Origin of the sequence: Desulfovibrio sp. (assembly GCF_009712225.1) — a bacterium.
Lineage (GTDB): Bacteria > Desulfobacterota > Desulfovibrionia > Desulfovibrionales > Desulfovibrionaceae > Desulfovibrio.
Map to the genome: position 1 here is coordinate 73877 of NZ_WASP01000001.1, position 23735 is coordinate 97611.

The following is a 23735-nucleotide window of genomic DNA, read 5'->3' on the forward strand; positions in this document are numbered from 1 at the left end:
TCACTTGACGCGGAAGCCGCCAAAGGGCGGTGCAAGGCAGGGCGTACCCTGGCGAACCTCGCCCTTGTGGTATTTGTCCATAAGGGCGGCGCGCACGTTTTCGGGCACAAGACCCTTGATGTCCGCGCCGTGGCTGGCCGCAGCCTTGACGATGGTGGAGCTGATAAACAGCCACTGGTAGTCGGTCATCAAAAAGACCGTCTGGATGTGCCGTTGCAGCCTGCGGTTCATGAGCGCCAGCTGGAACTCGTATTCAAAGTCCGAGGCGGCGCGCAAACCGCGCAGCAGGGCGCAGGCCCCTCGCTGGGCGGCGTATTCCACAGTAAGGCCCGAAAAAGGCTCAACAATGGCGCGGGGCTCGTCTTTCAGCGCCTCGCGGGCCATTTCCACCCGTTCTTCATGGCTGAACAGGGGAAACTTGGGCGTGCTGTCGGCCACAGCCACAACAATTTGGTCAAATACTTCGCAGCCGCGACGTATAAGGCTCAGGTGCCCGTTGGTCAGCGGATCGAAAGTGCCGGGGTAGAGTGCTATTCTCATGGCAGTGTCCAGATGCATATGCGTGTCTGGCCGAACAGGCGCTCGGCTTCAAGTTTCCATTCCGCAGGCGGGTTAACCCGCGCGTCCTTTTCAATTTCTGCCGTCACAAAGGCCCCCGGCGCAAGCCAGCGGCGTGTAACCAGTAACCTGAGAGCCGGGTCGGCCAGGTTTTTGCGATAGGGCGGGTCCATAAAAATCAGCGAATACTGTTCCGCCGGAGGTGTTTTAAGCACCCGCAGCACGTCTTCGCTGACAATGCGGGCTTCGTCCTGCACCCCAAGCGTCTCAATGTTGGCCTTGAGACAGCGCACGGCCTGAGGGGCCATTTCTACCAGCAGAGCGTGCGACGCCCCCCGGCTGATGGCCTCAAAGGCAAGGCTGCCGCTGCCCGCAAACAGGTCGAGAACCCGCGTGCTGTGCCAGTCGATACCGCGAGCGGTGAGCATGGAAAAAAGCGCTTCGCGCGTTTTGCCCATGGCCGGGCGGTAGCCTTCGCCCTCAACAGTTTTCAGGTTGCGTCCGCCAAGACGCCCGGAAATAATGCGCATACTGTCCTACATGCGGGAAAGCAGGCGGGTGAGGGCGTAGTCCATCTTTTCCATCGCCTCCTGCAATTCGGTTTGTTCCACCCATGGGCGGTTTTCAACATCGGCCATCTTGTCCCTGAACATGCCCCACTTGCGTTCCACCTCACTGGTAAGAAACGTCCAGTTGACGCGAGGATGGGCCTGGGTTTCGTGCTGCACGGTTTCGGTAAGCTGCGGCCCTTCAAGCACCATTTCTTCAAGGTAGGTGGCAATGAGAGGGCGCTTGGCGAACCTCTGCTCGATGAGGCCCGCCAGCGTGGTCTGGGCCTTTGTTTCGCCGTGGGTCAGCACCACCTGAGCGCCGTTGCCCGTGAGGGGTTTGAGCCACTCAAGCAGCTGGCTTTGACCGGCATGGCCCGAAAAGCCGTTGATGGTGAAAATACGGGCGGAAACTTCGATGTCTTCGCCAAACAGGGTAATCTTTTTGGCCTTTTCCACCAGCTTGCGGCCAGGTGTGCCCACGCCCTGATAACCTACAAAAACGATGCTCGCGCCGGGTTTCCAGATATTGTGGCGCAGGTGGTGACGCACACGGCCCGCGTTGCACATGCCGCTGGCCGAGATGACAATGGCAGGGCCCCTGAAGTCGTTGATGGCCTGCGATTCTGCGGCAGAAAGCGTGTAGCGCAGGTTGGGCAGCGCAAAGGGATCGTCGCCGCCGTTGAGCATCTTGAGAGCTTCGTCGTCAAAAAGCTCGCGGTTGCGTTCAAAAACCTCGGTGGCGCGGATGGCCAGCGGGCTGTCCACAAATACGGGCATGTCTGCAGGCAGCTTGCCCTGCTTGGCAAGCATGTGCAGGCAGTAGAGCACTTCCTGTGTACGCTCTACGGCAAAGGCGGGAATGATGACCTTTTCACCCTTGCCATAGCTGTAGGCAATGGCCTCGCCCAGTTCGTCAACGCTGAGATTTTCGTCCTTGTGGTCACGGTCGCCGTAGGTGGATTCCATGAACACATAGTCGGCCTTGGGCGGCGTTTCGGGGCTGCGCACGATGAGCGACTGCGGGCGGCCGATGTCGCCAGAAAAGATCAGGCTGGTGGTTTTGCCGTCTTCGTCGGCCTCAAGGCGCAGCGAGCCGGAACCAAGGATGTGCCCCGCGTCAAAATAGGTCACGCGGATGCCGGGCGCGGGCTCGAAAGTTTTGTGGTAGTCAACGGTCTGGAAGAGAGTCACGGCTTTTTGCGCGTCTTCTACCGTGTAGAGGGCAGTGGGGGGATTTTTGATGCCCCGGCGCTGGTACTTGCGCGCTTCCCACTGGGCTTCCATTTCCTGAATATGGGCGCTGTCCTGCAACATGAGGTCAAGCAGCTCGCTGGTGGCCTTGGTGCAGAAGATGGGACCGGCAAAGCCCTCTTTGACGATCTTGGGCAGCAGGCCCGAGTGGTCGATGTGGGCGTGGGTGACAAGAATGAAATCAATGGCCGAAGCCCTGTACAGCTCCGTTTCGCGGTTGCGGGCTTCAATGGCCTTGTTGCCCTGATGCATGCCGCAGTCTATGCAAAACCGCTTGCCCGCCGCTTCAACCATATAGCAAGAACCAGTCACGGTTTGCGCCGCGCCCAGGAATTGTACTTTCATCTGATCCTCCGGTGAGGGTTGGCGGCCACAGGGGCCGCGGGCTTCCTGCTGTGCTGCTGTACAACACGGATAAGACGCAAGAAGACTTTTTTTCATAGCCGCAAGCGCGGCCCAGCGTCAAGCAAGGCCTCAATGGACAGATGCGCATTGCCTTTGCCCGAAGCCCCACATATACTGAAACTTGGGGTCACGCCGGGCGCATTGCGTGGCGGGACCTTCCCCCATACTTCAGGAACAAGGAGCATTCATGCCTGAAATGCAACAGAACATGATTGACGATCTCGCTTCCGTCACTACAGAATCATGGCGTACCTTCCGTATCATGGCGGAAATGGTCGAAGCACTCGATTCTCTCAACGCACTCAAGGTCAAGTGCATATCCCTCTTTGGTACTGCCCGGTGCACACCGGAATCTGCTGAATATAAAGATGCAGAAAAAATTGCGCGCCTGCTGGTGGAAGCAGGTTTTGGCGTTATCAGCGGCGGCGGCCCCGGTATCATGGAAGCCGCAAACAAGGGCGCGTACGAGGCGGGCGGCGTTTCCGTCGGCCTGCATATCCAGCTGCCACATGAACAGGGCTGCAACAAGTATGTGAAAACCCGCTGCAATTTCCGCTACTTTTTTATCCGCAAGTTCATGTTTGTGAAATACGCCATGGCCTATGTGGTCATGCCCGGCGGCATGGGGACCATCGACGAGCTTTCCGAAGCCTTTGTGCTGGCGCAGACTGGCCGCACGCGTCCCTTCCCCATTATCCTGTACGATTCCAGCTATTGGAGCGGCCTGCTGGAATGGATGCGCAAAACCATGAGCGCGCGTGGCTTTATCAAGGAAAGCGAAATAGACAAGCTCATTACCGTGTGCGACACGCCCGAAGAAGTGGTTAATTACCTGTGCAGGGTAGTGGTTGTATAGCTGACTGTATGAATAACAACGCCGTCAACGCGCGGGCCTTTTCTCCCGCAGGGCCGCTTACGCCGCCCCCGCCGGGGCATACCTGGCAGGGGCTCATGCGTATGGCCCTTGAAGAGGCCCGCGCCAGCGGCGCGGCGGGCGAGGTGCCCGTGGGCGCGGTGGTGGTTGCTCCCGATGGCCGCATACTCTCCCGTTGTGGCAATGCCCCGGTGCGCGGCAACGACCCCACCGCCCATGCAGAGGTGCTGGCCCTGCGCGCGGCCGGCGCGGCGCTTGACAATTACCGGCTTAACGAGTGTGTGCTGGTGGTTACCCTTGAGCCCTGCGCCATGTGCGCCGCTGCCCTTATCCATGCTCGGGTGGCTGGCCTTGTGTATGGCGCGGCAGATGCCCTGGCAGGCGCGGTGGTCTCGCGCGCGGAATATTTTGACGCCCAGTGCGCCAACCACCGCGTGTGGCACATGGGCGGCGTGCTGGCCGATAAGTGCGCGGCCCTGCTACACGATTTTTTTGCCCGGCGGCGGGACTGACAGACCCTCCGTATCGGGCCCCCTAACTGCCTAACACAGCCACAGGACAGATATGCTTGAACTAACGGTATTTCTGAGCGGCGCGCTGGTCATGGTGCTTGAAATGGTCGGCGCGCGGGTACTTGCCCCACATGTGGGAACCTCTGCCGTAGTATGGACGAGCCTCATCGGCGTGGTGCTGGCCTGCCTGGCAGTGGGCGCCTGGGCCGGTGGGCGTCTGGCTGACAAAAATCTTTCGCGCCGGGGGCTGGCTTTTGCTCTTGCTGGCGCTGGCCTTGGCAGCGGCCTTACGGCCTTTTGTCATGAGGCAATCGGACAATGGGTAACGTCTGCCGTGGGCAATCTGTATGTGGCGGCAGTGCTGGCGGCGGTGTGCATTTTTGCCCTGCCAGCCTTTTTTTTCGGCATGATCACGCCCTACACCATACGCCTGCGCATTGAGAGTGTGGATTCGTCCGGCGCAACCGTGGGCAGGCTTTACGCACTTTCCACGGCTGGCAGCATTGTGGGAACGTTTCTGGGCGGATTTATTCTGATTTCGTACTGGGGCAGCACCACCATCCTGTGGGGCGTGGCGGCCTGCATGCTGGGGCTTTCGCTGTGCCACGGCGGGGGCAGGCTGCGGCTGCGGGCAGCGCTGCTGGCCCTTTGTGGTCTTATGGCCGTGCTGGCGGCAAGCTATGGGCGCTGGCAGGATGGCCGCGCCATGAGCCACCTGATCGAGAGCCCCTACAACAGCATCCGCGTGTATGAAGGCGTGGATTGGGCGCAGAACGGCAGGGCAGTACGCCTTATGGCCACAGACCCCGGCTACAGCCAGTCGGGCATGTATCTGGAAGCGCCCGACGAACTCTATTTTCGCTACACCCAGTTTTACGCCCTTGGGCCGCACTTTGTGCCCGGGGCAAACCGGGTGCTCATGCTGGGCGGCGGTGGGTATTCCGTACCCAAGTGGCTGCTTTCTGACAAAACGCCGTTGGCACGGCCCGCAGAGGCGCGCGTGACTGTTGTGGAGCTTGATCCGGCCATGACAGATACCGCGCGTCGCTGGTTTGCCCTGCGCGACGATCCGCGCCTGACCGTGCGGCATGAAGATGCCCGGGCCTTTCTGAACCGGCAGCGCGACCAGTATGATCTTGTTTTTGTGGACGTGTTCAATTCGCACTACGCCGTGCCTTTCCAGATGGGCACACGTGAGGCTGCTGCTGCGTTACGCCGCGCGGTGGCCCCGGGGGGCGTGATGCTCATGAACGTTATTTCTGCGGTGGAAGGGCCGGATGGCCGCCTGTTTCAGAGCATTTACAACGCGCTTGAGCAGTCCTTTGCCGAGGTGCGTGTGTACTGCGCTGGCGGTGAAGCGCCAGACAGGCTGCAAAACCTGATGGTGGCGGCTTTTCCCGAGCGGCGTGCAGATACGGAAACGAGCGCAGTGACCACTGCGGAAGCAGACAGTGGCCTGGCAGAAAAAATGCCCGGCGCGGTAAGTCTCCCTGCCATGCTGGCAAGCCGTTATTCGGGGCAGCGTGCATTTGCGACGCCAGCCCTCACAGATGACTTTGCCCCTGTGGAGCGCTATACTCTGGTTTTGTTGCGGCAGTAGGCTGCGGGCGGGACTCTTGCGACTCGCAGCGGAAAAGGCTAGTATTTGGCGCAAGACATGCGAGGAGGCCGCGTATGGAACAAGGCGTACACCCCATTGATGTCAACAGGACCGTGTTGGGAAATTTGGGCCGTAAAATGCAGAGCGGCAGTTCGCTGACAACGGCGGAAAAACTTATGGCTCTCTCTGCGTCTGCGTCCGTTACCGCCGATATGTATGGCCCCGGGCCAGACACCATGGTTGTTAAAACCATGGATCTGCCGGAAAGCGTCAAAGGAATGTTGGTGGAATACGCAGGCTAGCCTGCCGCCTTGCTGCACCTTGCCCGCCGCTGCTGCCAGGTCGGTTCAAAGACCGGCGGCAGCATGGCATTGGTTCGGTGCGTCTAATTTCGCCTATCTGGGGGGCTTTTTTGAACGAAACTATCGATGATCTTACAGTACAATTTGAAGAAAACGGCCAGGTTATTGTTAATGAACTGGACAAGGTTGTACTGAGCAAGGGCGCGTGGACCACCATTCTTTTTCGCTACCAGCAGTGGCAGCCTGAAAAAGACAGCTTTGGGCCAGACATGTATGTGATCCGGCGCTATAAAAAGGCCGGGGGCGAATACCGCCAGCAGTCAAAATTCAATATTTCCAGCGCAGATCAGGCTCGCAAGATTGTTGACGCGCTGAGTTCCTGGATCAACTAGCCAGCCGTGGAAGGGCTGCATGGCCCTGAAATGGCGCGTACGTTTTTGATGCCGGTTGCTTGAAAAAGCACCGGCTTTTTTGCGTCTGTGATCAGCAGAAAAATAGGAAGCGCCCTGACTTATCAGGGCGCTTCGCGCAGGAGGAGGGAAGGGGGAACGCCGATGTGGCAGCACCGACGCGTGTGCAGCTGTGGCTGCTTGGGCAAGGCGCGGCGTATTTAGCGGCAGGACCGCTGCCATTGCTTATGTGAAAACCTACTGCGTGGGGCGTTAGCATTGCGTTAAGGTTTATCGGCAATGCGGATTTGTGGTGCGCATCCATGACTGTCTGCGTCAGGAACCAATTGCAAAAAAAAATTATGACCTGTCTGGGGCAGGCTCGTGCAGCCGTGTCGGTTCACTGACAACACCGTGCTGCGTGTAATTCATATCCGGAGAATATAGTATTATGAATTTTTTTGCCGAACTGGATTGCAAAACTGCGCGTTTCGTCAAAACCACTGTGAACCGGGGAGTTAATGCGCCAAAGTGGATGCTGGAATGTGGTTTTTTGCTTGAAATAAATAATATGTGTTGACATTAAAAATGCCCCAAACTATGTTCGGCCAATCACTGATTGGGTATAGTAAATTTTTTTGCAGAGGCTTTACATGGGTAAGGCTCCAATGCGGAAAGTCTACCTCCCGTAATCTCTGGAGTCCTTATGGCTACTTCTATCTACGTCGGCAATCTGCCCTGGTCCGCCACTCAGGAAGGCGTTGAATCCCTGTTCAGCCCCTACGGCGAAGTGCTTTCCGTGAAGCTCGTTTCCGACCGTGAAACCGGCCGCGCCCGTGGCTTTGGTTTCGTTGAAATGGAAGATGCTGACGCCATCAACGCCATTGCCGCTCTTGACGGCAAGGAATTCGAAGGCCGCGCTCTTCGCATCAACAAGGCCGAGCCCAAAAAGCCCGCCCCCCGTCGCTGGTAAGTCGACCGAATTCGTTTGTAAAAAAGGCCGCGAGCAATCGCGGCCTTTTTTTGCGTACTGCGTAAGCAGCGCGCCGAAAAGCAGGAGCAGGCTGCGGCTTTGCCGCGCCTTTACCCCTCCACCCGACTCATGCGGTAGCCAATGCCCACATGGGTGCGTATGCAAGTGCATTGGGGCGATGCGGCCTCAAGCTTTTTTCGCAGCGTAGCCATAAACACCCGCAATGAGGGCAGAGACTGCGCAAGTGTATTGCCCCACACGGCCTGCAGTATTGCCTTGTGGGTCAGCACCTTGCCCACATTGCTGGCCAGCAGGCACAGCAGCTTGTACTCCATGGGGGCCAGGTGCACCTCCTGCCCTTCAACACTCACGCAGCCAGCCGCAAAATCGATGCGCAGCACGCCGTTTTCAAAAACGCTGCTGCTGACATTTGTATGCCCGCGTTCGTAGCGCACGCGCCGCAGTGTGGCCCGCAAGCGGGCCAGCAGTTCCTCCACACTGAAGGGCTTGGTGAGGTAGTCGTCGGCGCCGGCGTCCAGTGCCGCCACCTTGTCGTCGTCTTCGGTACGGGCGCTGAGCACAATGATGGGCAGCATGGACCACTGCCGCACTGTGCGTATGACCTCCACGCCGTCCATGTCGGGCAGGCCCAGATCAAGCAGCATGATGTCGGGATTAGCGCGTGTGGCCTCCGCAAGGGCGTCGTGCCCGGTGGCCGCCCACAGGTGGGATATGCCGTTGCTTTCAAGGGTGGTGGTCACAAGCGCCCGAATGGCCTTGTCGTCCTCCACCACGAGAACGCGTTCGGCCACGCCCTGCGGGTGCTGCTCTGCTGGTTGGCCCGTCTGGCCTGTTGTGTGTGGCATGGGTGCTCCTTGTTCTCGCTGGTGCCTGTGGGGCGCTACGGGGCAGACAGAATCTGCGTTTCATCATGGCGCGGCAGGGTCAGCGAAAAAACCGCGCCCTGAGGCAGATTGGCGTGCACCTCTATCTGCCCGCCGTGGGCCTGCACAATGCTGCGGCACAGGGCAAGGCCAAGGCCCATACCCCGGCGGCCATCGCCCTTTTTTAAGGCTGCCACATGGAACATGTCAAAGATGCCAGCCTGTTCCTGTTCGCAGATTCCCGGGCCGTTGTCGGCCACTTCAAGCCGCACCCACGGGCCATCTGCCAGCGCCCGCACTCGTATGGATGTTCCCTCTGGCGTGTATTTGACCGCATTGTCCAGCAGGTTGACAAGCACCTGTACCATGAGCCGGGCATCCATGCGAGCCATGAGCAGGGTAGCGGGAATTTCGGCATGCAGGTCATGCCGTGCGGCCCGTCGCTCCATTATCTGCATTGCCTCGCCAATGATATCCTCCAGCAGCTCTGGCTCAAGGCGCAGGGTAAAGTTCTGCTGCTCAAGGCGCGTGAGGGCCAGCAGGTTTTCAACCATGCCCACGAGATAACGGGATTCTTCCTCAATGGTGGCGGCGAGGGCCGCGTTACGCTCTGGCGAACCTGCCCCGTGGGGGCTGGCAAGTATGGCGGCATTGCCGCAAATGCCCGTAAGCGGCGTGCGCAGGTCGTGCGATATGGAGCGCAGCACATCGGCCCGCAGTTTTTCCTGCTGCGCGCGAACGGCAATGCTGGCATTGGCCCTGGTCAGGCGTTCCTTTTCCAGCGCCAGGGCACATTCACCCGCCAGAGCCAGCACAAGGTTCTTGCTGTTGGCGTCGGCCAGGGGGGCATCCTGCCCCGGCAAAACGGCCAGCTCGGCCACGGCCAGCACGTCTGAGCGGCTGCTGATGGGAATAAAGCAGTGCCGGGATCCCGGCAGGGAATCTGTACCCGCGCCTGCGGGCCGGTTGTTTTTGGCAACCCACTGGGCAACCCCCAACTCGTCCCTGGGTGTATCGCCCTGCGCTACTGCGGTTGCCGGTTGCTGCAGAGTGTCGGGCGTGTAGGCAAAGCTGGGCTGCTGCACAAGGCGGCCCTGATGCACCGGATAGATTGTGGCCGCGCAGCCCAGCAGGGTGCCAAGCTGGCGGGCTGCCTCCTGCAAGATGGCAGTTTCGTCGCTGGCTTTTTGCAGCCTGCGGCTGTTGCCCAGCAGCAGTTCTGTGTGCAGCGCCCGCACGGTGCTTTTGTGGGCCTGGGTGCGGGCGCGGCCCGTTATGGCGCTGGTTGCTGTAGAAACCAGCAGCATGGCCGCAAAAAGCCCCACATAGTCCATGTCGTACACGGTAAAACTGAACCGGGGCTCCACAAACAGAAAATCAAACAGGGCCACCCCCGCCACGGAAGCTGTTACTCCGTACCACGGCCCGGCGGTGAGGATGGAAATTCCCAGTACTCCCAGCATATACAGGCCCGCGATGCCACCGTTGGGCATGCCCAGCGAAAACATGAGCAGACCGGCAATGCTGCATACCGTCATGATCGCGATGGTGGCCGCCCACTGTCGCCACGAGCGCGGGGCAGTGCCAAGCAGTGTCCTCAGCATGGCAAGCATGGGCCTTGTCTGGGCTGATGCCCTGCCCGCAGGCGCGGCATCGGGAATGATGTAGGTCTCCATTTCGGGCGCAAGCTCGGCCAGCCGTTCCACCAGTGTCTTGCCCTTGCGGAACAGCCAGCCCCCGGCGGGCGAGCGGCCTATCACAATCTTGCTCACGCCGCTCATGCGGGCGTATTCGGCAATCTGTACGGGAATGTCCTCCCCTTGCAGGGTTACGATAACCGCACCAAGGTCTTCTGCCAGTTTCAGGTTGTCGCGCAGGGTGGTGCTTTTGGCATCTGCCGGGCGCGGGCTGGAATTCTGCACAAACAGGGCGGTAAAATCGGCACGAAATGCCTCCACCATACGAGCGGCGGTGCGTATGACCCGCGCATTGCTGGGCGCGCCAGACAGACAGATGAGAATATGTTCCTTGATCTGCCGTGCAGCCGGGGTTGCGCCGCTGGCGGCGGATGCGGCACGCCGGTTGACGCGGTCGGCCATACGGCGCAGGGCAATCTCGCGCAGGGCGATGAGGTTTGCAGGAACAAAAAAATGTCCCAGTGCCCGCTGTACCTGAGCCTCGCCGTATATCTTGCCTTCGCGAAGGCGGGCCATGAGTTCGTCGGGTTCAAGGTCAACAAGCTCAACCTGATCGGCCCCGTCAAAAACGCTGTCGGGAATGCGCTCGCGCACCACCACGCCGGTGAGGGAGGCCACCACATCGTTGAGGCTTTCCAGATGCTGCACGTTGACCGTCGCCCACACGGATATGCCCGCCTGCAGCAGCTCTTCCACATCCTGATACCGTTTGCGGTTGCGGCAGCCCCCGGCGTTGGAGTGTGCCAGTTCGTCCACCAGGGCAATCTCTGGCGTACGGGCGATCACCGCATCCACGTCCAGCTCGTTGAGGGTGATGCTCCGGTGGCTCAACTGCAGGGGCGGCACAACATCCAGCCCCTGGAGCAGGGCGGCGGTTTCCGGTCTTGGGTGCGGTTCAACATAACCCACAACAATATTGTGTCCCAGCTCACGGGCGGCGTGTGCCGCCCGGAGCATGGAATATGTTTTGCCCACCCCCGCAGCATAGCCAAAGAATATCTTGAGCACGCCGCGCTCCTGCTGGTGCGGCGTGGCAGCGGACGTGCTACCGTAAGCCGCCTGCCGCAGCTGGGCCAGCAGGGCATCGGGAGAAGGTCGGCTGTAGCTGTCTGTCATGATGGTTCCATGGTTATGCGGTGCGCGAACACTCAGCGGGGCTGGGTTGTTGCCGTGTCTGCGGCCTGGTGCGCAGTTCTGCCGTTGGGCAGCAGCCCGTCGAGCGCCAGATTGACCATCAGCACGTTGACGCGGGCCTCGCCCAGCAGGCCAAGAGTGCGCCCTTCGGTGTACATGGCTATGGTACGGCGCACTTCTGCAGACGTAAAGCCGGTGGAGTGGGTCAGCCGCTCTACCTGATATTCCGCTGCGGCGGGTGAAATGTGCGGATCAAGGCCGCTGCCCGATTCTGTCAGCAGGTCAGCGGGTACAGGCTGGCCCGCCTTTTCGGGATGCGCGAGCCGTATCTGTTCAAGGCGCTGCTGCACTGTGGTTGCGTATTCCGGCAATGCCGGGCTTTTGTTGCTGGGGCCAGCGTAAAACAGCGGCTTGCCGTCTTCCGTATAGGTCTCCAGATCAGCGCTTACGGGGCGGCCCCATAGATGGTTTGGCGCGCTGAAGGGCTGGCCCAGCAGTGTGCTGTAGTGCCTGCCGTGCAGGTTCAGGATACTGCCTTGCGCCTGAAAGGGAAACAGCGCATTGCCCGCAAGGCTGAGCACGCCCGTATAGGCACAGGTAAGGGCCGACATGATGCACAGAAAAACCAGCGAACGTCGCAGCAGGGTGATGGTAAGCATGATTATCTCCTAAGCCAGCCCAAGACCCACAAGACAGAGGTCGATGAGCTTGATGGCAACAAAGGGAGCGGCAAGGCCGCCAAGGCCGTAAATAAACAGGTTGCGGCGCAAAAGCTGGCCAGAGCTTTCCTCCCGGTAGGGCACGCCGCGCAGGGCCAGGGGAATAAGGGCCACAATAATGAGGGCATTGTAGATGGTTGCGGCCAGAATGGCGCTTTGCGGGCTGTGCAGGCCCATGATGTTGAGTGCGGCAAGCCCCGGGTACAACCCCATGAACAGGGCCGGAATGATGGCAAAGTACTTGGCCGCGTCGTTTGCCAGCGAAAAGGTGGTGAGGCTGCCGCGCGTCATGAGCAGCTGCTTGCCGATGCGCACTATGTCCAGCAGCTTGGTGGGCGATGAATCGAGGTCAACCATGTTGCCAGCTTCCTTGGCAGCCTGGGTTCCCGTGTTCATGGCTACGGCCACATCGGCCTGCGCGAGAGCCGGGGCGTCGTTGGTGCCGTCGCCGGTCATGGCAACCAGATGCCCTTTGCCTTGGTATTGGCGTATGAGCGCCAGCTTGGTTTCTGGCGTTGCCTCGGCCAGAAAGTCATCCACACCCGCCTCGGTGGCAATGGCTGCGGCGGTGAGCGGGTTGTCGCCCGTGATCATGACAGTCTTGATGCCCATGCGGCGCAGCTCGCCAAACTTTTCGCGCACGCCTTCCTTGATAACGTCCTTGAGGTGTACCACACCGAGCACTGTGGCATTGTGGGCAACCACCAGCGGCGTGCCGCCCTGGCGGGCAATGGTCTGCACCACATCGTCGCACTGCTGGCTCAGGCTGCCGCCCTGCTGCTCCACAAAGGCGCGCACGGCATCAGCCGCGCCCTTGCGGATGCGCGATTCTTCCGTATCCACGCCGCTCATGCGGGTGAGGGCAGAAAAAGGCACAAAGGTCGTGCCGCTGTCGGGCATAGGCTGCTCGCCCTGTGTGCCGCGGGTCTGCGGCAGCAGGCTGTTTGCCAGCTGCACGATGCTGCGGCCCTCTGGGGTTTCGTCTGCCAGCGAGGCAAGGCGGGCGGCTGCGGCCAGCTGTTCCTCATTATGGCCGTCCACGGGCATGAAGCTTACGGCCAGCCGGTTGCCAAGGGTGATGGTTCCGGTCTTGTCGAGCAGCAGCACGTCCACATCGCCAGCCGCTTCAATGGCGCGGCCGCTCATGGCCAGCACGTTGGCCTGGTTGAGGCGGCTCATGCCCGCAATGCCTATGGACGAAAGCAGTGCGCCAATGGTGGTGGGGGCCAGACAGACAAAGAGCGCCACCAGTGAAATGACATCTGCCGGGTTGTCAGCATGGTTCAGCTCTGCGGCAAAGCGCGCAAAGCACCACAGCGTGCCGGTGACCAGCAGAAAGATAATGGTCAGGGCCACCAGAAGAATGTTGAGCGCTATTTCGTTGGGGGTTTTTTGCCGGGCAGCGCCCTCGACCATGGCGATCATCCTGTCCAGAAAACTGTGGCCCACCTCGCTGGTAACGCGCAGCACCAGCCAGTCGGAAAGCACCGTTGTGCCGCCGGTCACGGCGCTGCGGTCGCCGCCGCTTTCGCGAATCACAGGGGCGGATTCGCCCGTGATGGCGCTTTCGTCCACAGATGCCGCGCCCTCGGTAACGTCGCCGTCGGCAGGGATAAGCTCACCGGCCAGCACCAGCACGTGGTCGCCCGGCTTGAGCTCCGTGGAGGGCGTCATGACGTAGTCATCGTGGCGCGCGGGATCGGGCAGCTTGCGGGCGTCCACACTTTTGCGTGACTTGCGCAGGCTGTCGGCCTGAGCCTTGCCACGGCCCTCGGCAATGGCCTCTGCAAAGTTGGCAAAAAGCACCGTGAACCACAGTATTGCTGCAATGGCACAGGCAAAGACGGTCTGGCCCGTACTGGCGGGCATGAGCCCCCATACACCGGCCAGCCACAGACCGGTGGTCATGATGGCCGAAAGGTACACGGTAAACATCACAAAATTGCGGGCCTGAATGTGCGGGGCCAGTTTGGTGAAGGCATCACCAAGCGCCCGCTGGAAAATGCGGCTATCTCGTCCTGCATGCGCGGTTTTGGCTGACATGGCAGTATCCTTGTATTCGGGGCGCGCGGGTTAGCGCGCCATTTGCAGATGTTCGGCCACAGGCCCCAGGGCCAGGGCAGGGAAGAAGCTCAACGCGCCAACCAGCAGCACCACAAAGACCAGCAAAAACACAAACATGCCGTTGCAGGTGGAAAGCGTGCCAGCGCTGGCGGCCACGGTTTTTTTGCCCGCCATGCTCTGCGCGATGACAAGTATGGCGGCAATGGGAACAAAGCGCCCGGCCAGCATGAGCGCGCTGAGCAGCACGTTGATAAACGGCGTGTTGGCATTGAGCCCGCCAAAGGCCGAGCCGTTGTTGGCCCCGGCAGAGGTGGCCGCGTACAGAATTTCGCTGAAACCATGGGGCAGGGCGTTGTTGAGGCTATCAACCACCTGCGGCACAAGACTCATGAGTCCGGCACCCACCAGTATGGCAACGGGCGTGGTAAGGCAGACCACCACGGCCATCTTCATCTCATAAGGTTCCACCTTTTTGCCCAGATATTCCGGGGTGCGGCCCACCATCAGGCCCGCCATGAATACGGTCAGCAGCACAAAGGCCAGCATGCCGTACAGGCCGCTGCCCACGCCGCCAAAAACCACTTCGCCCAGCTGCATGAGCACCATGGGAACCAGTCCACCCAGGGGGGTGAGGCTGTCGTGCATGGCGTTGACCGAACCGTTGGAAGCGGCCGTGGTGGCGGCAGCCCATATGGCGCTGTTTGTTACACCAAAGCGCGTTTCCTTGCCTTCCATATTGCCGCTAGCGTGGGGCAGCGCGCTTGCGCGGGCGGTTACGTCCACTTGCCCGGCCTGCGCCAGTTGCGGCGTGGCGTTTTGTTCTGCCCAGGCCGTAAAGCCGATGGCGGCGGCCAGAAGCAGGGTCATGGCCAGAAAAATTGCCGCCCCCTGGCGCATGTCGCCAATCTGCCTGCCAAAGGTAAAACACAGTCCAGCGGGAATGATCAGCAGAGAGAGCATCTCAAGCAGGTTGGCGAGCGGAGCGGGGTTTTCGTGCGGGTGGGCCGAGTTTGCGCCGTTGTAACCGCCGCCGTTGGTGCCGAGCTGCTTGGGTGCAACCTGCGAGGCTTGCGGCCCCATGGGAACCATCTGTTCGGTGACAGTTGCCCCGTCTTCGGTCTGCATGGGTTCAAGCAGGGCAACTGTCTTGTAAGGCGAAAAATTCTGCGGCACGCCCTGCCAGATGAGCAGCAGTGAGAGCACAAGTGAAAGCGGCACAAGAATGTACAGGGTGGCACGTGTGACATCGGCCCAAAAGTTGCCCAGGCTCGTGCCGTGCCCCGTACTGCGGCCAGACCGCAGACCGCGTATAAAGGCAAACAGTACCGCAATGCCCACGGCGGCGGAAACGAAATTCTGCACCGTAAGCCCTGCCATCTGGGCCAGATAGCTCATGGCATTTTCGCCCGAATAGGACTGCCAGTTTGTGTTGCTGACAAAACTTACAGCCGTGTTCAGGGCCAGATGCCAGCTTGTACCGGCTATGCCCTGTGGATTGAGCGGCAAATTGTGCTGCTCCATGAGCAACATCATCAGGGCCGCAATACTCACAAGGCTGAAGAGCATCACGCAGCCGAGGTAGTGTTTCCAGCTCATCCTTTCTGCCGGGTTAACTCCCATAAGGCGGTAGATGCCGCGCTCGCACGGGGCCAGAATTTTTTGCAGCCACAGCGGTTCGCCGTCCATGACCTTGCCCATGTATATGCCCAGCGGCCACGCCAGCAGAGCGAGCAGTATAATGTAGAGCAGACATTGCCCAACCATGTTTTCCATAACGTCCTCCTGCGGGCTTTAGGTTTTGCCCACGGAAACACGGTATGAAAAAACGCATAAAATGGGTGTTAAACTTTGGGGCGGGATATAAAATCTGTATTAAATCTGGCGCTGTGACTGTGGCTGGCAAGCGACCTGCTTGACATTGTTCAACTGATGTTGAATTGTCGGCCAATGGAAACAAAAAAAGCCACAAAGATCTTTGAGGCTCTGATGTCGGCAGAACGTCTTGGCATCTTTCGCCTGCTGGTAAAGCACGCGCCAGAAGGGCTGGTTGCGGGCGAGCTTTCGCAGTTGACGGGCATTCCCAAGAGCAACCTGTCGTTTCATCTCAAGGCCATTGCCAGCAGCGGGCTGGTAAGCATGGAGCGCGAGGGACGCAACACACGCTACCGCGCAAGCATCCCCCTGATGCTTGAGGTTATCGCCTATCTTACTGCCGAATGCTGCTCTGGCAATCCGGATTATTGCAGGCAGTGCCGCACGGAAAGCAATGTTGAACCCAGCCTGTTGCCAACCTGCCGTGAAGACAGAGAACCATAAAATGGAGATATACCATGAGCACGCCTGAAAAAGGCATAACCGGTGGCCAGGTGAGGGATACTGTACGCGAGGGCTACGCAGCCATCGCCACAGGCCGCAGTACCTGTTGCTGCGGCGGTTCGTGCGAAGCCAGCGACCCCATGCGGCTGGCCGAGTCCATTGGCTACACGGCGCAGAGTCTTGCCAATCTGCCAGATGGGGCCAACATGGGGCTGTCGTGCGGTAACCCCGTGGCCATAGCCGCCCTCAAGGAAGGGCAAGTTGTGCTTGATCTGGGCAGCGGCGGTGGTTTTGACGTGTTTCAGGCGGGTCAGATAGTCAAGACCTCTGGTCGGGTGATAGGGGTGGATATGACCCCGGAAATGCTCGCCAAAGCGCGGAAAAATGTTGATTTTTATCAGCAGAATACGGGTCTGGACAATGTGGAATTTCGCCTTGGCGAGATTGAGCATCTGCCAGTGGCGGATGGAATCGTTGATGTGGTGCTTTCAAACTGCGTCATTAATCTTTCGCCAGACAAACCGCAGGTTTGGCGCGAAGTTTTTCGGGTGTTAAAGCCAGGTGGCAAGGTTTCTGTTTCTGATCTGGCGTTATTGAAACCCCTGCCGGATAATATCAGGGAAATGGCGGCTGCCCTGGTGGGATGCGTGGCCGGTGCGGCTCTGGCAGGAGATACAAGATCAATGCTTGAATCTGCGGGCTTCAAGTCCATCGTTCTTACACCCAAGCCGGACTATGTGCGCAGCATGCAGAGCTGGAATGATCCGCTGTACAGGCAGATTGCCGAGGCTCTGCCCAAGGGAGAAGACCTGGCTGACTATATCGTCAGCCTCTCCATTGAGGCCGCAAAATAGGGGTAGACATGAACATTCTTTTCTTGTGCACCGGCAACTCGTGCCGTTCCATCATTGCCGAGGCCCTGTTTCGGGCCATGGCCCCGGCCGGGGTTACCGCGCAGAGCGCTGGCAGCAAACCTGCGGGTTATGTGCACCCCCGGGCGATTGAAGCTCTGGCCGAGGCCGGTATTGCCGCTCAGGGGCTTGAAAGCAAATCGTGGGACAACCTGCCGCAGAAGCCTGACGTTGTCATAACCCTGTGTGCCGGTGCTGCGGGTGAGGCCTGCCCTGTGTATTTTGGCAATGTGGTGCGCAGCCACTGGGGCATGCCAGACCCGGCGGGCGTGCAGGGTGACGAGGCCACCATCAAGGCCGCCTTTGCCGAAACACTGGCGGTGCTGCGCGGGCGCGTTACTGCGCTTGTGCGGCAGCTCGAGGTCAGCCCCGACATGGGTGCGGACACCCTGAAGGGTATTCTTGACGGCATTGCCGTTCAATAAGGAGCTGAAATCATGAGTCAGTCAACGCTACAGCGACTTTCGTTTCTCGACAGGTTTCTGACCCTCTGGATATTTCTTGCCATGTTCGCGGGGGTGGGCCTGGGCTGGGCCATGCCGGGCGTGAAGAATGTGATCAACTTTTTTCAGGTGGGCACCACCAATATCCCCATTGCCATTGGCCTGATACTCATGATGTACCCGCCGCTTGCCAAGGTGAAATACGAGCAGCTTGGCCGGGTGTTTCGCAATAAAAAGGTATTGCTGCTCTCATTGGTGCAAAACTGGGTAATCGGCCCGGTGCTGATGTTTTTGCTGGCCATTGCCTTTCTCTCTGGCAACAACAGCTATATGGTGGGGCTGATACTGATTGGCCTTGCCCGCTGCATTGCCATGGTCATTGTGTGGAACGATCTTGCAGGGGGCGACAGGGAATACTGCGCGGGGCTGGTGGCCTTTAACGCCATTTTTCAGGTGCTGTTCTTTTCTGTTTATGCCTATGTGTTCATTACGGTGCTGCCGGGCTGGCTTGGGATGTCGGGTGCGGTGGTCAATGTGAGCATGGGGCAGATTGCCGAAAGCGTGTTCATCTATCTTGGCATTCCCTTTATTGGCGGTGTTGTCTCCCGTATTTACGGCCTCAAGGTAAAGGGCATCGACTGGTACGAAAACGTTTTTATTCCCCGCATCAGCCCATGGACGCTGCGGGCGCTGCTGTTTACCATTGTTGTGATGTTTTCTCTCAAGGGCGAATACATTGTGCAGCTGCCCATGGACGTGGTGAAGGTGGCAATTCCGCTGCTGGTGTATTTTCTCATCATGTTTTTGCTGTCGTTCTACCTTTCGTGGCGGGCAGGGGCGAACTACGAGCAGTCTGCCACGTTGTCGTTTACCGCTGCCTCCAACAACTTTGAACTGGCCATTGCCGTGGCCATTGCCGTATTTGGCCTCAATTCGGGCGAGGCCTTTGTGGCTGTTATCGGTCCCCTGGTGGAGGTGCCAGTGCTCATCGCCCTTGTGAATGTGGCGCTGTACATACGCCGCAGGTATTTTTCCGGGCGCGAGACTGCCTGACCGGCTTTATGCCCGCAGCAGGCAGGTACCGGTGAGACCTGTACGGAAGGTATGTCTGCAACTGAAAAGGCCGCCCTTTGGGGCGGCCTTTTCTTGTGTGGTGATGCGATTATCAGTCATCGTAGCGGTGCATTTTTTTTGCCTGACCGGGAGGCATGCCGCCTTTCTTTTCAAGTCCTGGAGGGGTGCCGCCCTTTTTCGCCAATCCTGGGGGGGTGCCGCGCCAATTGTCACGATCGTGGTCGTAGGGTGACCTGCCGTAAAAGCGGTCCGGGTCGATATCGTAACGGCGAGCAATGCTGCCCCAGCTCATGCCGTCCTGCCGCATATTGCGGATACGCGATTCGGATACACCAGCCATCCGCGACATGGTGCGCACGCGCGCGCGTTCAAGATCAGATTCACGCTGGCGCCAGTCCCGCTCATAGCGCCCGTAATCGCGTCCGCCATTCATGGCGTCCAGGTAGTCATCGTGCGCGCGGTCTGCCGACCGCGCCATGTCAGAGAGGTTTCCCAGCATGTCCGAAAAACTGTCCAGACTTCCCGCAAAAGCGGGAGAGGCAGACAGCCAGAACATGGCCATTGCAAGAGCAAGGCAGGCTTTGGGTATACGCATAAAAAATCCTCCTTGAATTGCCTATAGCAACAATTTGCATGAATGCAAGATGTGCCAGAAAAGCGCGCCAGATATGCCATATCTGAGATGAAAAAATTTTTGAGTGGTCTATGGCATGGGTCAAACTGTGCTGAAACATAACCGCTTGGTTTGTATGGCCACTATTGTCAACAAATCATATTTCTATGGATTTAATATCTGGATGCTTTTTCATTAAAAGTAGTAGCGCTGCATAATCATTTGTGCTTTGCGATTTGATTTTCATTTCTACAATAAATAATGCAGGGTTTTGTTGAGATATTTTAGTGTTAATAATTTGATATTTTGAATTGAGTGTTTTTTGAATTGATTCCAGAGCTGCGTTTGACCCAGCAATGGTCAGCTTCAAGTTTATAGTTGGCACTGTGCCAACTCTCAAAAAATGTTTATGAAGTATCATTTGAATAGTATAAATCAGCACTGTGCCAAGGCCTCCGACCCAATAAAGGCCAGAACCAATAGCCATTCCGATTCCAGCGGTGACCCAAATTCCGGCAGCTGTCGTTAATCCGGTAATGGTTTGATTGCGTATGAAAATGATTCCCGCGCCAAGGAATCCTACTCCAGAAACAATACCAGAGGCGACCCGCGAGGGGTCAAGACCAACGCCAGACCTGCCAATCATGTCTTCAAAGCCATATTTTGATATTACTATAAACAACGCTGCCCCCATTGCTACCACAAAATGAGTGCGAATCCCCGCTTCTTTAAATCTATGAGCACGTTCATATCCGATTATCGCACCGCAAAGACCTGCACCCAATAGACGCAACAGTAAACTCATTTCCCACAAAAAATCAGTATCAAAGCTTGTCATAAATGCTGTCATGACATTTCCTCACTTAACTAACCAATTCTAATAGTTTTGAAAGCAACAAGCACATTGCCCAGCTGACTGACAATAAAAAATATGTATGCTGCTTGATCGAAAATTTCAGGGGACAAAACCCGTCAATAGGACGCTTGTTACGGTAATTTGCGTTGTCCTAGTCCTGAGCGGCCAGCCTGCGGGTGCTGCGCACGGGGAAAAATCCATCATCGGCATCTATGGCCCGCCAGTTGGACAGTGCACTCTTTATCCATGAGCATGCCCACGGATGTGACATTGACTGTAGGCAGCGCGACGTGAAGGTCGGTGGGGCATCTTATTGGGTTGGCCAGCGTACTGGCGTTGCGAAACACTTGCCCACAAATTTGAATCAGGGGACAGGCTGTTTCAATGGAAACGGTTTGCTCAATATGGCGCGCGGCATTCATAACGTCGGTGGGCTTAACTTCTGCACTGGATTGGCCCAAAGCATGGGTAAAATCAGGAGGTTAAAAAGGGAGTGTATTTTATGCGGCAGTTGGGGCGTTGGTCCAAAAATTCAGATGTGGCTTGCCGTTGCCCTAAAGCTGCCCCCGAAATTTGCGGCTGTCAACGAACCTCGAGGACCTGAAAAAAGCTGTTTGCACCAATCCGCAAAGCCCGCCGAAGTTGTGCAACTTGGGCGGACTTTGGCTGAGCAATTCCTGGTGTCCCACCACAAATTGAATATTAATATCAACTATAAGTAATAGATAGGGTGGTTTTACTTCAAAAAAGCTGCCCCCAAAGTTGCCCCTAATTTTATTCGGTGCGGAACTGGTGGGGGTATCGTACTGCAGGGAGCATAAAGGTCAGATCGCTTTTTTTTGCTGGCTATCCAGCTGCAACACAGCGGAACGAGTCCCCGCAGTTTTCGGCATCGCTAGCCCGGGTATCTGTGCTGTCAGTCCAGGGTATTTATCTACATCTTTCTGTTTTTGTTATTAAAATACTGGCAGTTGTTTGTCTGTTCATCCACATGCTCTGGAGTTATTCATCAAGAGCTGCTAAACGGATATTCAGCATGTAGCGCTTAAGAAACTCCATGTCTCAAACCTGCTTCAATATGCTGTAATAAGTAGAAATTGCATGATTATTCTTGGAAACAGGAACGTTAAAACGCTTCTCTTGGATCTTGCGCAGCGGCGAGCCGTGGAAGACGTGCTTTCATTGGCGGTCAAATGCCTGGGAACTGCCCGTGATTCTGCATTGGTGCGGATATGGCTTGTCGAGCCAGATAACTCTTGCCCAACGTGCGCAGAGCAATCCACTTGCGCTGGACGTGGGCGTTGCCTGCACCTCAAGGCCAGTTATGGAACGTCGCGCACAGACGGGAGGCACTGGACCAAGACGGAAGGGTCGGGTTTTTATCGTTTCCCCTTGGGCAGCAGAAAGGTTGGTTCCATAGCCTTGACCAATAAACCACTGGAAGTGGCATGTATCAGTGGCTCAGAGGCATGGATTGCCGACCCCGATTGGATCAAGAGCGAAGGCATTGTAAGTTTTGCCGGGCAACCTCTGATTTGCCGAGGAGAAACCCTTGGCGTTATTGCTGTTTTTTCGCGCTGTGTTTTTGAGCAAGGCTCCATGGAGCTTTTGCGCATGGTGGCTGATCACATTGCCTACTCCATTGCCAATGCACGGCTTTTTGAAATAGCTGATGCCCTCAACCAGCAAAAAGAACTGGAAAATGCACACCTGCGCGAAGAACTTTACGAGGCACGCAAATTTACGGGCATTATTGGTGAGAGCTCGGCAATAAAGGAAATACGCGAACAGATTCATATTGTTGGCGGTACGGAAGCCACCGTACTCATTCAAGGAGATTCTGGAACAGGCAAAGAACTTGTTGCTCACGAATTGCACAAGCAAAGTAAAAGAAAAAATAATCCGTTTATAAAAATAAACTGTGCTGCAATTCCACAGCACCTTTTTGAGAGTGAGTTTTTTGGCCATGTCAAAGGAGCCTTTACTGGCGCAATCAACGATCGCATGGGCTTTTTTCAAGTAGCCAATGGTGGAACCCTGTTTCTTGATGAAGTCGCTGAAATTCCGCTAGAGCTGCAAGGCAAGCTGCTGCGGGTTATACAGGATGGAGAATTTAGGCGGGTTGGCGAAGAAAAAATACGCTGCACAAATGTGCGTCTCATTGCCGCTACAAATAAAAACCTGAAAGAAGCAATCCAGCGAAGAACTTTTAGAGACGACCTGTATTACCGCTTGCAGGTTTTTCCCATCGTTATGCCCAGTCTCAAAGAACGGGAAGAAGATATCCCTTTGCTAGTGCGGCATTTTATTGGCGTTTTTTGCAAAAAAAATGGCCGCAGCACGTTTGATCTGTCCGGTGAGCAGATGCACAGGCTGCAACAGTATGACTGGCCCGGCAACATACGGGAGCTGCAAAATTTTGTTGAGCGTATGGTCATTACGGGGCGACCAGAGCAGGCATTGGATTATCTTGCCATTTGCGGCCCAGCCGAGGGAAAGGAAAATGTTTTTGTGCAATCAGCTGGCATTACGCAAAGAATTTTGACTGATGCCCAGATGCGACAAATGGAAAAAGCCAATCTGAAGGCCGCGTTGGAGCGGACAAATTGGCTTGTTTACGGAAACAGGGGGGCAGCGGCCTTACTGGGTATAAAGCCGACAACGCTTATTTCGCGGCTCAAGCGGTTTGGCCTTTATGCGCTTCGCCCAGCTTCCATCGTTCTTGATGAGCAAGAGAGCTTTTCTGATAGAGAGTAATTTTCGCAGCCGTACATGATGGCAAGAGGCGAAGTTTCGGCGGCAATGGCGTGCTCCGAAACTTCGCCTTTTATGTTATCTGCCTGCAGTGCAGATTAGCCTAGCCCGGCCAAAGGAGGGGTGTCGAGGAACGGCGGCCACTATCCCTCGCCTTCGGCCTGGCTTTGCTTTCCTGCCCCCCGAAGGCCGTACATTGTGGTACTGCCAGAGGACCAGAATTCCATTACTTCACTTTGCACCATTGAGGTCAGTATTTTTTTGACTTCTCTGGGGCCTTTTTCCGGAAAAATTTCCAGAAAATCATTAAAGTAGAACTTCGTCTTGTTTTTTGCGCTGATGAAATCCACGACCTTTTGCTGATCCGGTGTCATATAAGCCTCGTTGTCATGGGCATTTCGGCACGCATGCCCATGGTTATTAGAACTTGAACTGTGTGCTCTGACGCCAGGTGTAGTAGGCGGGATCACGGAAGTCGTCGATGAGGTGGTGGGTAAATTCAAGACCGGTCATCTTGAAGAAGGATTCCCAACCGATGCGTTCAGCCCAGTCGCCCAGACGTTCGTACTTGTTGGCGTTGGCCGAGTATACCTCAACAATGTGCTTAATTGTTTTGGTCAGTGTGGGCCAACGGGGCGGTTCGTTGGGTATGTAACCCACAACGACCTTGGAGAACTTGGGCATGCTGATACGGTTGGAAACCTTGCCGCCAACCATGATGGCAACGCCGTCGCCTTCGCCGTCCGAGATGGGCAGCGCGGGGCACATGGTGTAGCAGTTACCGCAGTACATGCAGCGGTCTTCCTTGATGGCGATGGAGTTCACCTTGTTGCCGTTGTATTCCACCTTGGTGGG

The 23735-nt window shown here is 57.3% G+C and carries 24 protein-coding genes; 12 read left to right on the forward strand and 12 right to left on the reverse strand.

All coding sequences use genetic code 11. The features are described 5' to 3' along the window. From coaD to F8N36_RS00310, 3 genes are read right to left on the reverse strand one after another with little or no spacing between them, the layout of a single operon-like run. Positions 1–540: a pantetheine-phosphate adenylyltransferase gene (coaD, locus tag F8N36_RS00300; protein ID WP_291330754.1), complete on the reverse strand. Its 540-nt coding sequence runs from the start codon at positions 538–540 to the stop codon at positions 1–3. Further along, positions 537–1088 (reverse strand): 16S rRNA (guanine(966)-N(2))-methyltransferase RsmD, encoded by a 552-nt coding sequence (gene rsmD, locus F8N36_RS00305; RefSeq protein ID WP_291330755.1) that lies wholly within the window; start codon positions 1086–1088, stop codon positions 537–539. Before rsmD ends, coaD begins: the two co-directional genes overlap by 4 nt. A 6-nt stretch (positions 1089–1094) precedes the next feature. After that, a complete protein-coding gene (locus tag F8N36_RS00310) occupies positions 1095–2705 on the reverse strand; it encodes an MBL fold metallo-hydrolase (RefSeq protein WP_291330756.1) in 1611 nt (536 codons plus the stop codon). A 247-nt stretch (positions 2706–2952) separates the two neighbouring features. On the opposite strand from F8N36_RS00310, the gene F8N36_RS00315 reads away from it, so the two are divergent. From F8N36_RS00315 to F8N36_RS00340, 6 genes are all read left to right on the forward strand, one after another. Beyond that, positions 2953–3621: a TIGR00730 family Rossman fold protein gene (locus F8N36_RS00315; RefSeq protein WP_291330757.1), complete on the forward strand. Its 669-nt coding sequence runs from the start codon at positions 2953–2955 to the stop codon at positions 3619–3621. An 8-nt stretch (positions 3622–3629) separates the two neighbouring features. Beyond that, complete coding sequence (gene tadA, locus F8N36_RS00320) at positions 3630–4151, forward strand: tRNA adenosine(34) deaminase TadA (protein ID WP_291330758.1); 522 nt, start codon at positions 3630–3632, stop codon at positions 4149–4151. 52 nt (positions 4152–4203) lie between these two features. Further along, positions 4204–5751 (forward strand): fused MFS/spermidine synthase, encoded by a 1548-nt coding sequence (locus tag F8N36_RS00325; RefSeq protein ID WP_291330759.1) that lies wholly within the window; start codon positions 4204–4206, stop codon positions 5749–5751. Positions 5752–5825: 74 nt separating this feature from the next. Beyond that, positions 5826–6053 carry a hypothetical protein gene (locus F8N36_RS00330; protein ID WP_291330760.1) on the forward strand — a complete coding sequence of 76 codons (228 nt, stop codon included), beginning with the start codon at positions 5826–5828 and terminating at the stop codon, positions 6051–6053. Positions 6054–6163: 110 nt separating this feature from the next. Continuing rightward, positions 6164–6445 (forward strand): hypothetical protein, encoded by a 282-nt coding sequence (locus F8N36_RS00335; protein ID WP_291330761.1) that lies wholly within the window; start codon positions 6164–6166, stop codon positions 6443–6445. A 703-nt stretch (positions 6446–7148) separates the two neighbouring features. Next, positions 7149–7415, forward strand: coding sequence for an RNA-binding protein (locus F8N36_RS00340; protein WP_291330762.1), 267 nt, complete (start codon positions 7149–7151; stop codon positions 7413–7415). A gap of 110 nt (positions 7416–7525) precedes the next feature. On the opposite strand, the gene F8N36_RS00345 is transcribed toward F8N36_RS00340, so the two are convergent. The 5 genes from F8N36_RS00345 to kdpA are packed head-to-tail and all read right to left on the reverse strand — an operon-like array spanning position 7526 to position 15686. Beyond that, positions 7526–8281 carry a response regulator transcription factor gene (locus F8N36_RS00345; RefSeq protein ID WP_291330763.1) on the reverse strand — a complete coding sequence of 252 codons (756 nt, stop codon included), beginning with the start codon at positions 8279–8281 and terminating at the stop codon, positions 7526–7528. Between the two features lie 35 nt (positions 8282–8316). Next, positions 8317–11112, reverse strand: a complete 2796-nt coding sequence (locus tag F8N36_RS00350; RefSeq protein WP_291330764.1) for a sensor histidine kinase KdpD — start codon at positions 11110–11112, stop codon at positions 8317–8319. Positions 11113–11144: 32 nt separating this feature from the next. After that, positions 11145–11789: a potassium-transporting ATPase subunit C gene (locus F8N36_RS00355; protein ID WP_291330765.1), complete on the reverse strand. Its 645-nt coding sequence runs from the start codon at positions 11787–11789 to the stop codon at positions 11145–11147. A gap of 9 nt (positions 11790–11798) precedes the next feature. Beyond that, a complete protein-coding gene (kdpB, locus tag F8N36_RS00360) occupies positions 11799–13892 on the reverse strand; it encodes a potassium-transporting ATPase subunit KdpB (RefSeq protein ID WP_291330766.1) in 2094 nt (697 codons plus the stop codon). Positions 13893–13922: 30 nt separating this feature from the next. After that, positions 13923–15686, reverse strand: coding sequence for a potassium-transporting ATPase subunit KdpA (kdpA, locus tag F8N36_RS00365; protein WP_291330767.1), 1764 nt, complete (start codon positions 15684–15686; stop codon positions 13923–13925). A gap of 174 nt (positions 15687–15860) precedes the next feature. Between kdpA and F8N36_RS00370 the strand changes: the two genes are divergently transcribed. The 4 genes from F8N36_RS00370 to arsB are packed head-to-tail and all read left to right on the forward strand — an operon-like array spanning position 15861 to position 18636. Next, on the forward strand, positions 15861–16229 hold the full coding sequence (locus F8N36_RS00370; RefSeq protein WP_291330768.1) for a helix-turn-helix domain-containing protein: 369 nt from the start codon (positions 15861–15863) through the stop codon (positions 16227–16229). 14 nt (positions 16230–16243) lie between these two features. Next, a complete protein-coding gene (arsM, locus tag F8N36_RS00375; protein WP_291330769.1) occupies positions 16244–17083 on the forward strand; it encodes an arsenite methyltransferase in 840 nt (279 codons plus the stop codon). Positions 17084–17091: 8 nt separating this feature from the next. Further along, positions 17092–17565, forward strand: a complete 474-nt coding sequence (locus F8N36_RS00380) for an arsenate reductase ArsC (protein ID WP_291330770.1) — start codon at positions 17092–17094, stop codon at positions 17563–17565. 12 nt (positions 17566–17577) lie between these two features. Continuing rightward, positions 17578–18636, forward strand: coding sequence for an ACR3 family arsenite efflux transporter (arsB, locus tag F8N36_RS00385; RefSeq protein ID WP_291330771.1), 1059 nt, complete (start codon positions 17578–17580; stop codon positions 18634–18636). A gap of 112 nt (positions 18637–18748) precedes the next feature. Here arsB and F8N36_RS00390 read toward each other — a convergent pair whose 3' ends face one another. Then, complete coding sequence (locus tag F8N36_RS00390; RefSeq protein WP_291330772.1) at positions 18749–19252, reverse strand: hypothetical protein; 504 nt, start codon at positions 19250–19252, stop codon at positions 18749–18751. A 175-nt stretch (positions 19253–19427) separates the two neighbouring features. Further along, positions 19428–20120 carry an MgtC/SapB family protein gene (locus F8N36_RS00395; protein WP_291330773.1) on the reverse strand — a complete coding sequence of 231 codons (693 nt, stop codon included), beginning with the start codon at positions 20118–20120 and terminating at the stop codon, positions 19428–19430. A 410-nt stretch (positions 20121–20530) separates the two neighbouring features. Here F8N36_RS00395 and F8N36_RS00400 point away from each other — a divergent pair, with 410 nt between their 5' ends. Together F8N36_RS00400 and F8N36_RS00405 are read left to right on the forward strand one after the other, a co-directional pair. Continuing rightward, the gene (locus F8N36_RS00400; RefSeq protein ID WP_291330774.1) at positions 20531–20848 is read left to right on the forward strand and encodes a hypothetical protein; all 318 of its coding nucleotides are present in this window, start codon (positions 20531–20533) and stop codon (positions 20846–20848) included. Positions 20849–21266: 418 nt separating this feature from the next. Next, positions 21267–22883, forward strand: a complete 1617-nt coding sequence (locus F8N36_RS00405; RefSeq protein WP_291330775.1) for a sigma 54-interacting transcriptional regulator — start codon at positions 21267–21269, stop codon at positions 22881–22883. Positions 22884–23023: 140 nt separating this feature from the next. On the opposite strand, the gene F8N36_RS00410 is transcribed toward F8N36_RS00405, so the two are convergent. Further along, the gene (locus F8N36_RS00410; protein WP_291330776.1) at positions 23024–23254 is read right to left on the reverse strand and encodes a dissimilatory sulfite reductase D family protein; all 231 of its coding nucleotides are present in this window, start codon (positions 23252–23254) and stop codon (positions 23024–23026) included. 46 nt (positions 23255–23300) lie between these two features. After that, positions 23301–23735 (reverse strand): 4Fe-4S binding protein (locus F8N36_RS00415; protein ID WP_291330777.1); only part of this gene is annotated, 435 nt, incomplete at its 5' end.

Bases quoted from the DNA above. Each gene is read 5' to 3' on its own strand.
- coaD (WP_291330754.1), bottom strand. From the start codon at position 540: ATGAGAATAGCACTCTACCCCGGCACTTTCGATCCGCTGACCAACGGG.
- rsmD (WP_291330755.1), bottom strand. From the start codon at position 1,088: ATGCGCATTATTTCCGGGCGTCTTGGCGGACGCAACCTGAAAACTGTT.
- F8N36_RS00310 (WP_291330756.1), bottom strand. From the start codon at position 2,705: ATGAAAGTACAATTCCTGGGCGCGGCGCAAACCGTGACTGGTTCTTGC.
- F8N36_RS00315 (WP_291330757.1), top strand. From the start codon at position 2,953: ATGCCTGAAATGCAACAGAACATGATTGACGATCTCGCTTCCGTCACT.
- tadA (WP_291330758.1), top strand. From the start codon at position 3,630: ATGAATAACAACGCCGTCAACGCGCGGGCCTTTTCTCCCGCAGGGCCG.
- F8N36_RS00325 (WP_291330759.1), top strand. From the start codon at position 4,204: ATGCTTGAACTAACGGTATTTCTGAGCGGCGCGCTGGTCATGGTGCTT.
- F8N36_RS00330 (WP_291330760.1), top strand. From the start codon at position 5,826: ATGGAACAAGGCGTACACCCCATTGATGTCAACAGGACCGTGTTGGGA.
- F8N36_RS00340 (WP_291330762.1), top strand. From the start codon at position 7,149: ATGGCTACTTCTATCTACGTCGGCAATCTGCCCTGGTCCGCCACTCAG.
- F8N36_RS00345 (WP_291330763.1), bottom strand. From the start codon at position 8,281: ATGCCACACACAACAGGCCAGACGGGCCAACCAGCAGAGCAGCACCCG.
- F8N36_RS00350 (WP_291330764.1), bottom strand. From the start codon at position 11,112: ATGACAGACAGCTACAGCCGACCTTCTCCCGATGCCCTGCTGGCCCAG.
- F8N36_RS00355 (WP_291330765.1), bottom strand. From the start codon at position 11,789: ATGCTTACCATCACCCTGCTGCGACGTTCGCTGGTTTTTCTGTGCATC.
- kdpB (WP_291330766.1), bottom strand. From the start codon at position 13,892: ATGTCAGCCAAAACCGCGCATGCAGGACGAGATAGCCGCATTTTCCAG.
- kdpA (WP_291330767.1), bottom strand. From the start codon at position 15,686: ATGGAAAACATGGTTGGGCAATGTCTGCTCTACATTATACTGCTCGCT.
- F8N36_RS00370 (WP_291330768.1), top strand. From the start codon at position 15,861: ATGGAAACAAAAAAAGCCACAAAGATCTTTGAGGCTCTGATGTCGGCA.
- arsM (WP_291330769.1), top strand. From the start codon at position 16,244: ATGAGCACGCCTGAAAAAGGCATAACCGGTGGCCAGGTGAGGGATACT.
- F8N36_RS00380 (WP_291330770.1), top strand. From the start codon at position 17,092: ATGAACATTCTTTTCTTGTGCACCGGCAACTCGTGCCGTTCCATCATT.
- arsB (WP_291330771.1), top strand. From the start codon at position 17,578: ATGAGTCAGTCAACGCTACAGCGACTTTCGTTTCTCGACAGGTTTCTG.
- F8N36_RS00390 (WP_291330772.1), bottom strand. From the start codon at position 19,252: ATGCGTATACCCAAAGCCTGCCTTGCTCTTGCAATGGCCATGTTCTGG.
- F8N36_RS00395 (WP_291330773.1), bottom strand. From the start codon at position 20,120: ATGACAGCATTTATGACAAGCTTTGATACTGATTTTTTGTGGGAAATG.
- F8N36_RS00400 (WP_291330774.1), top strand. From the start codon at position 20,531: ATGGCGCGCGGCATTCATAACGTCGGTGGGCTTAACTTCTGCACTGGA.
- F8N36_RS00410 (WP_291330776.1), bottom strand. From the start codon at position 23,254: ATGACACCGGATCAGCAAAAGGTCGTGGATTTCATCAGCGCAAAAAAC.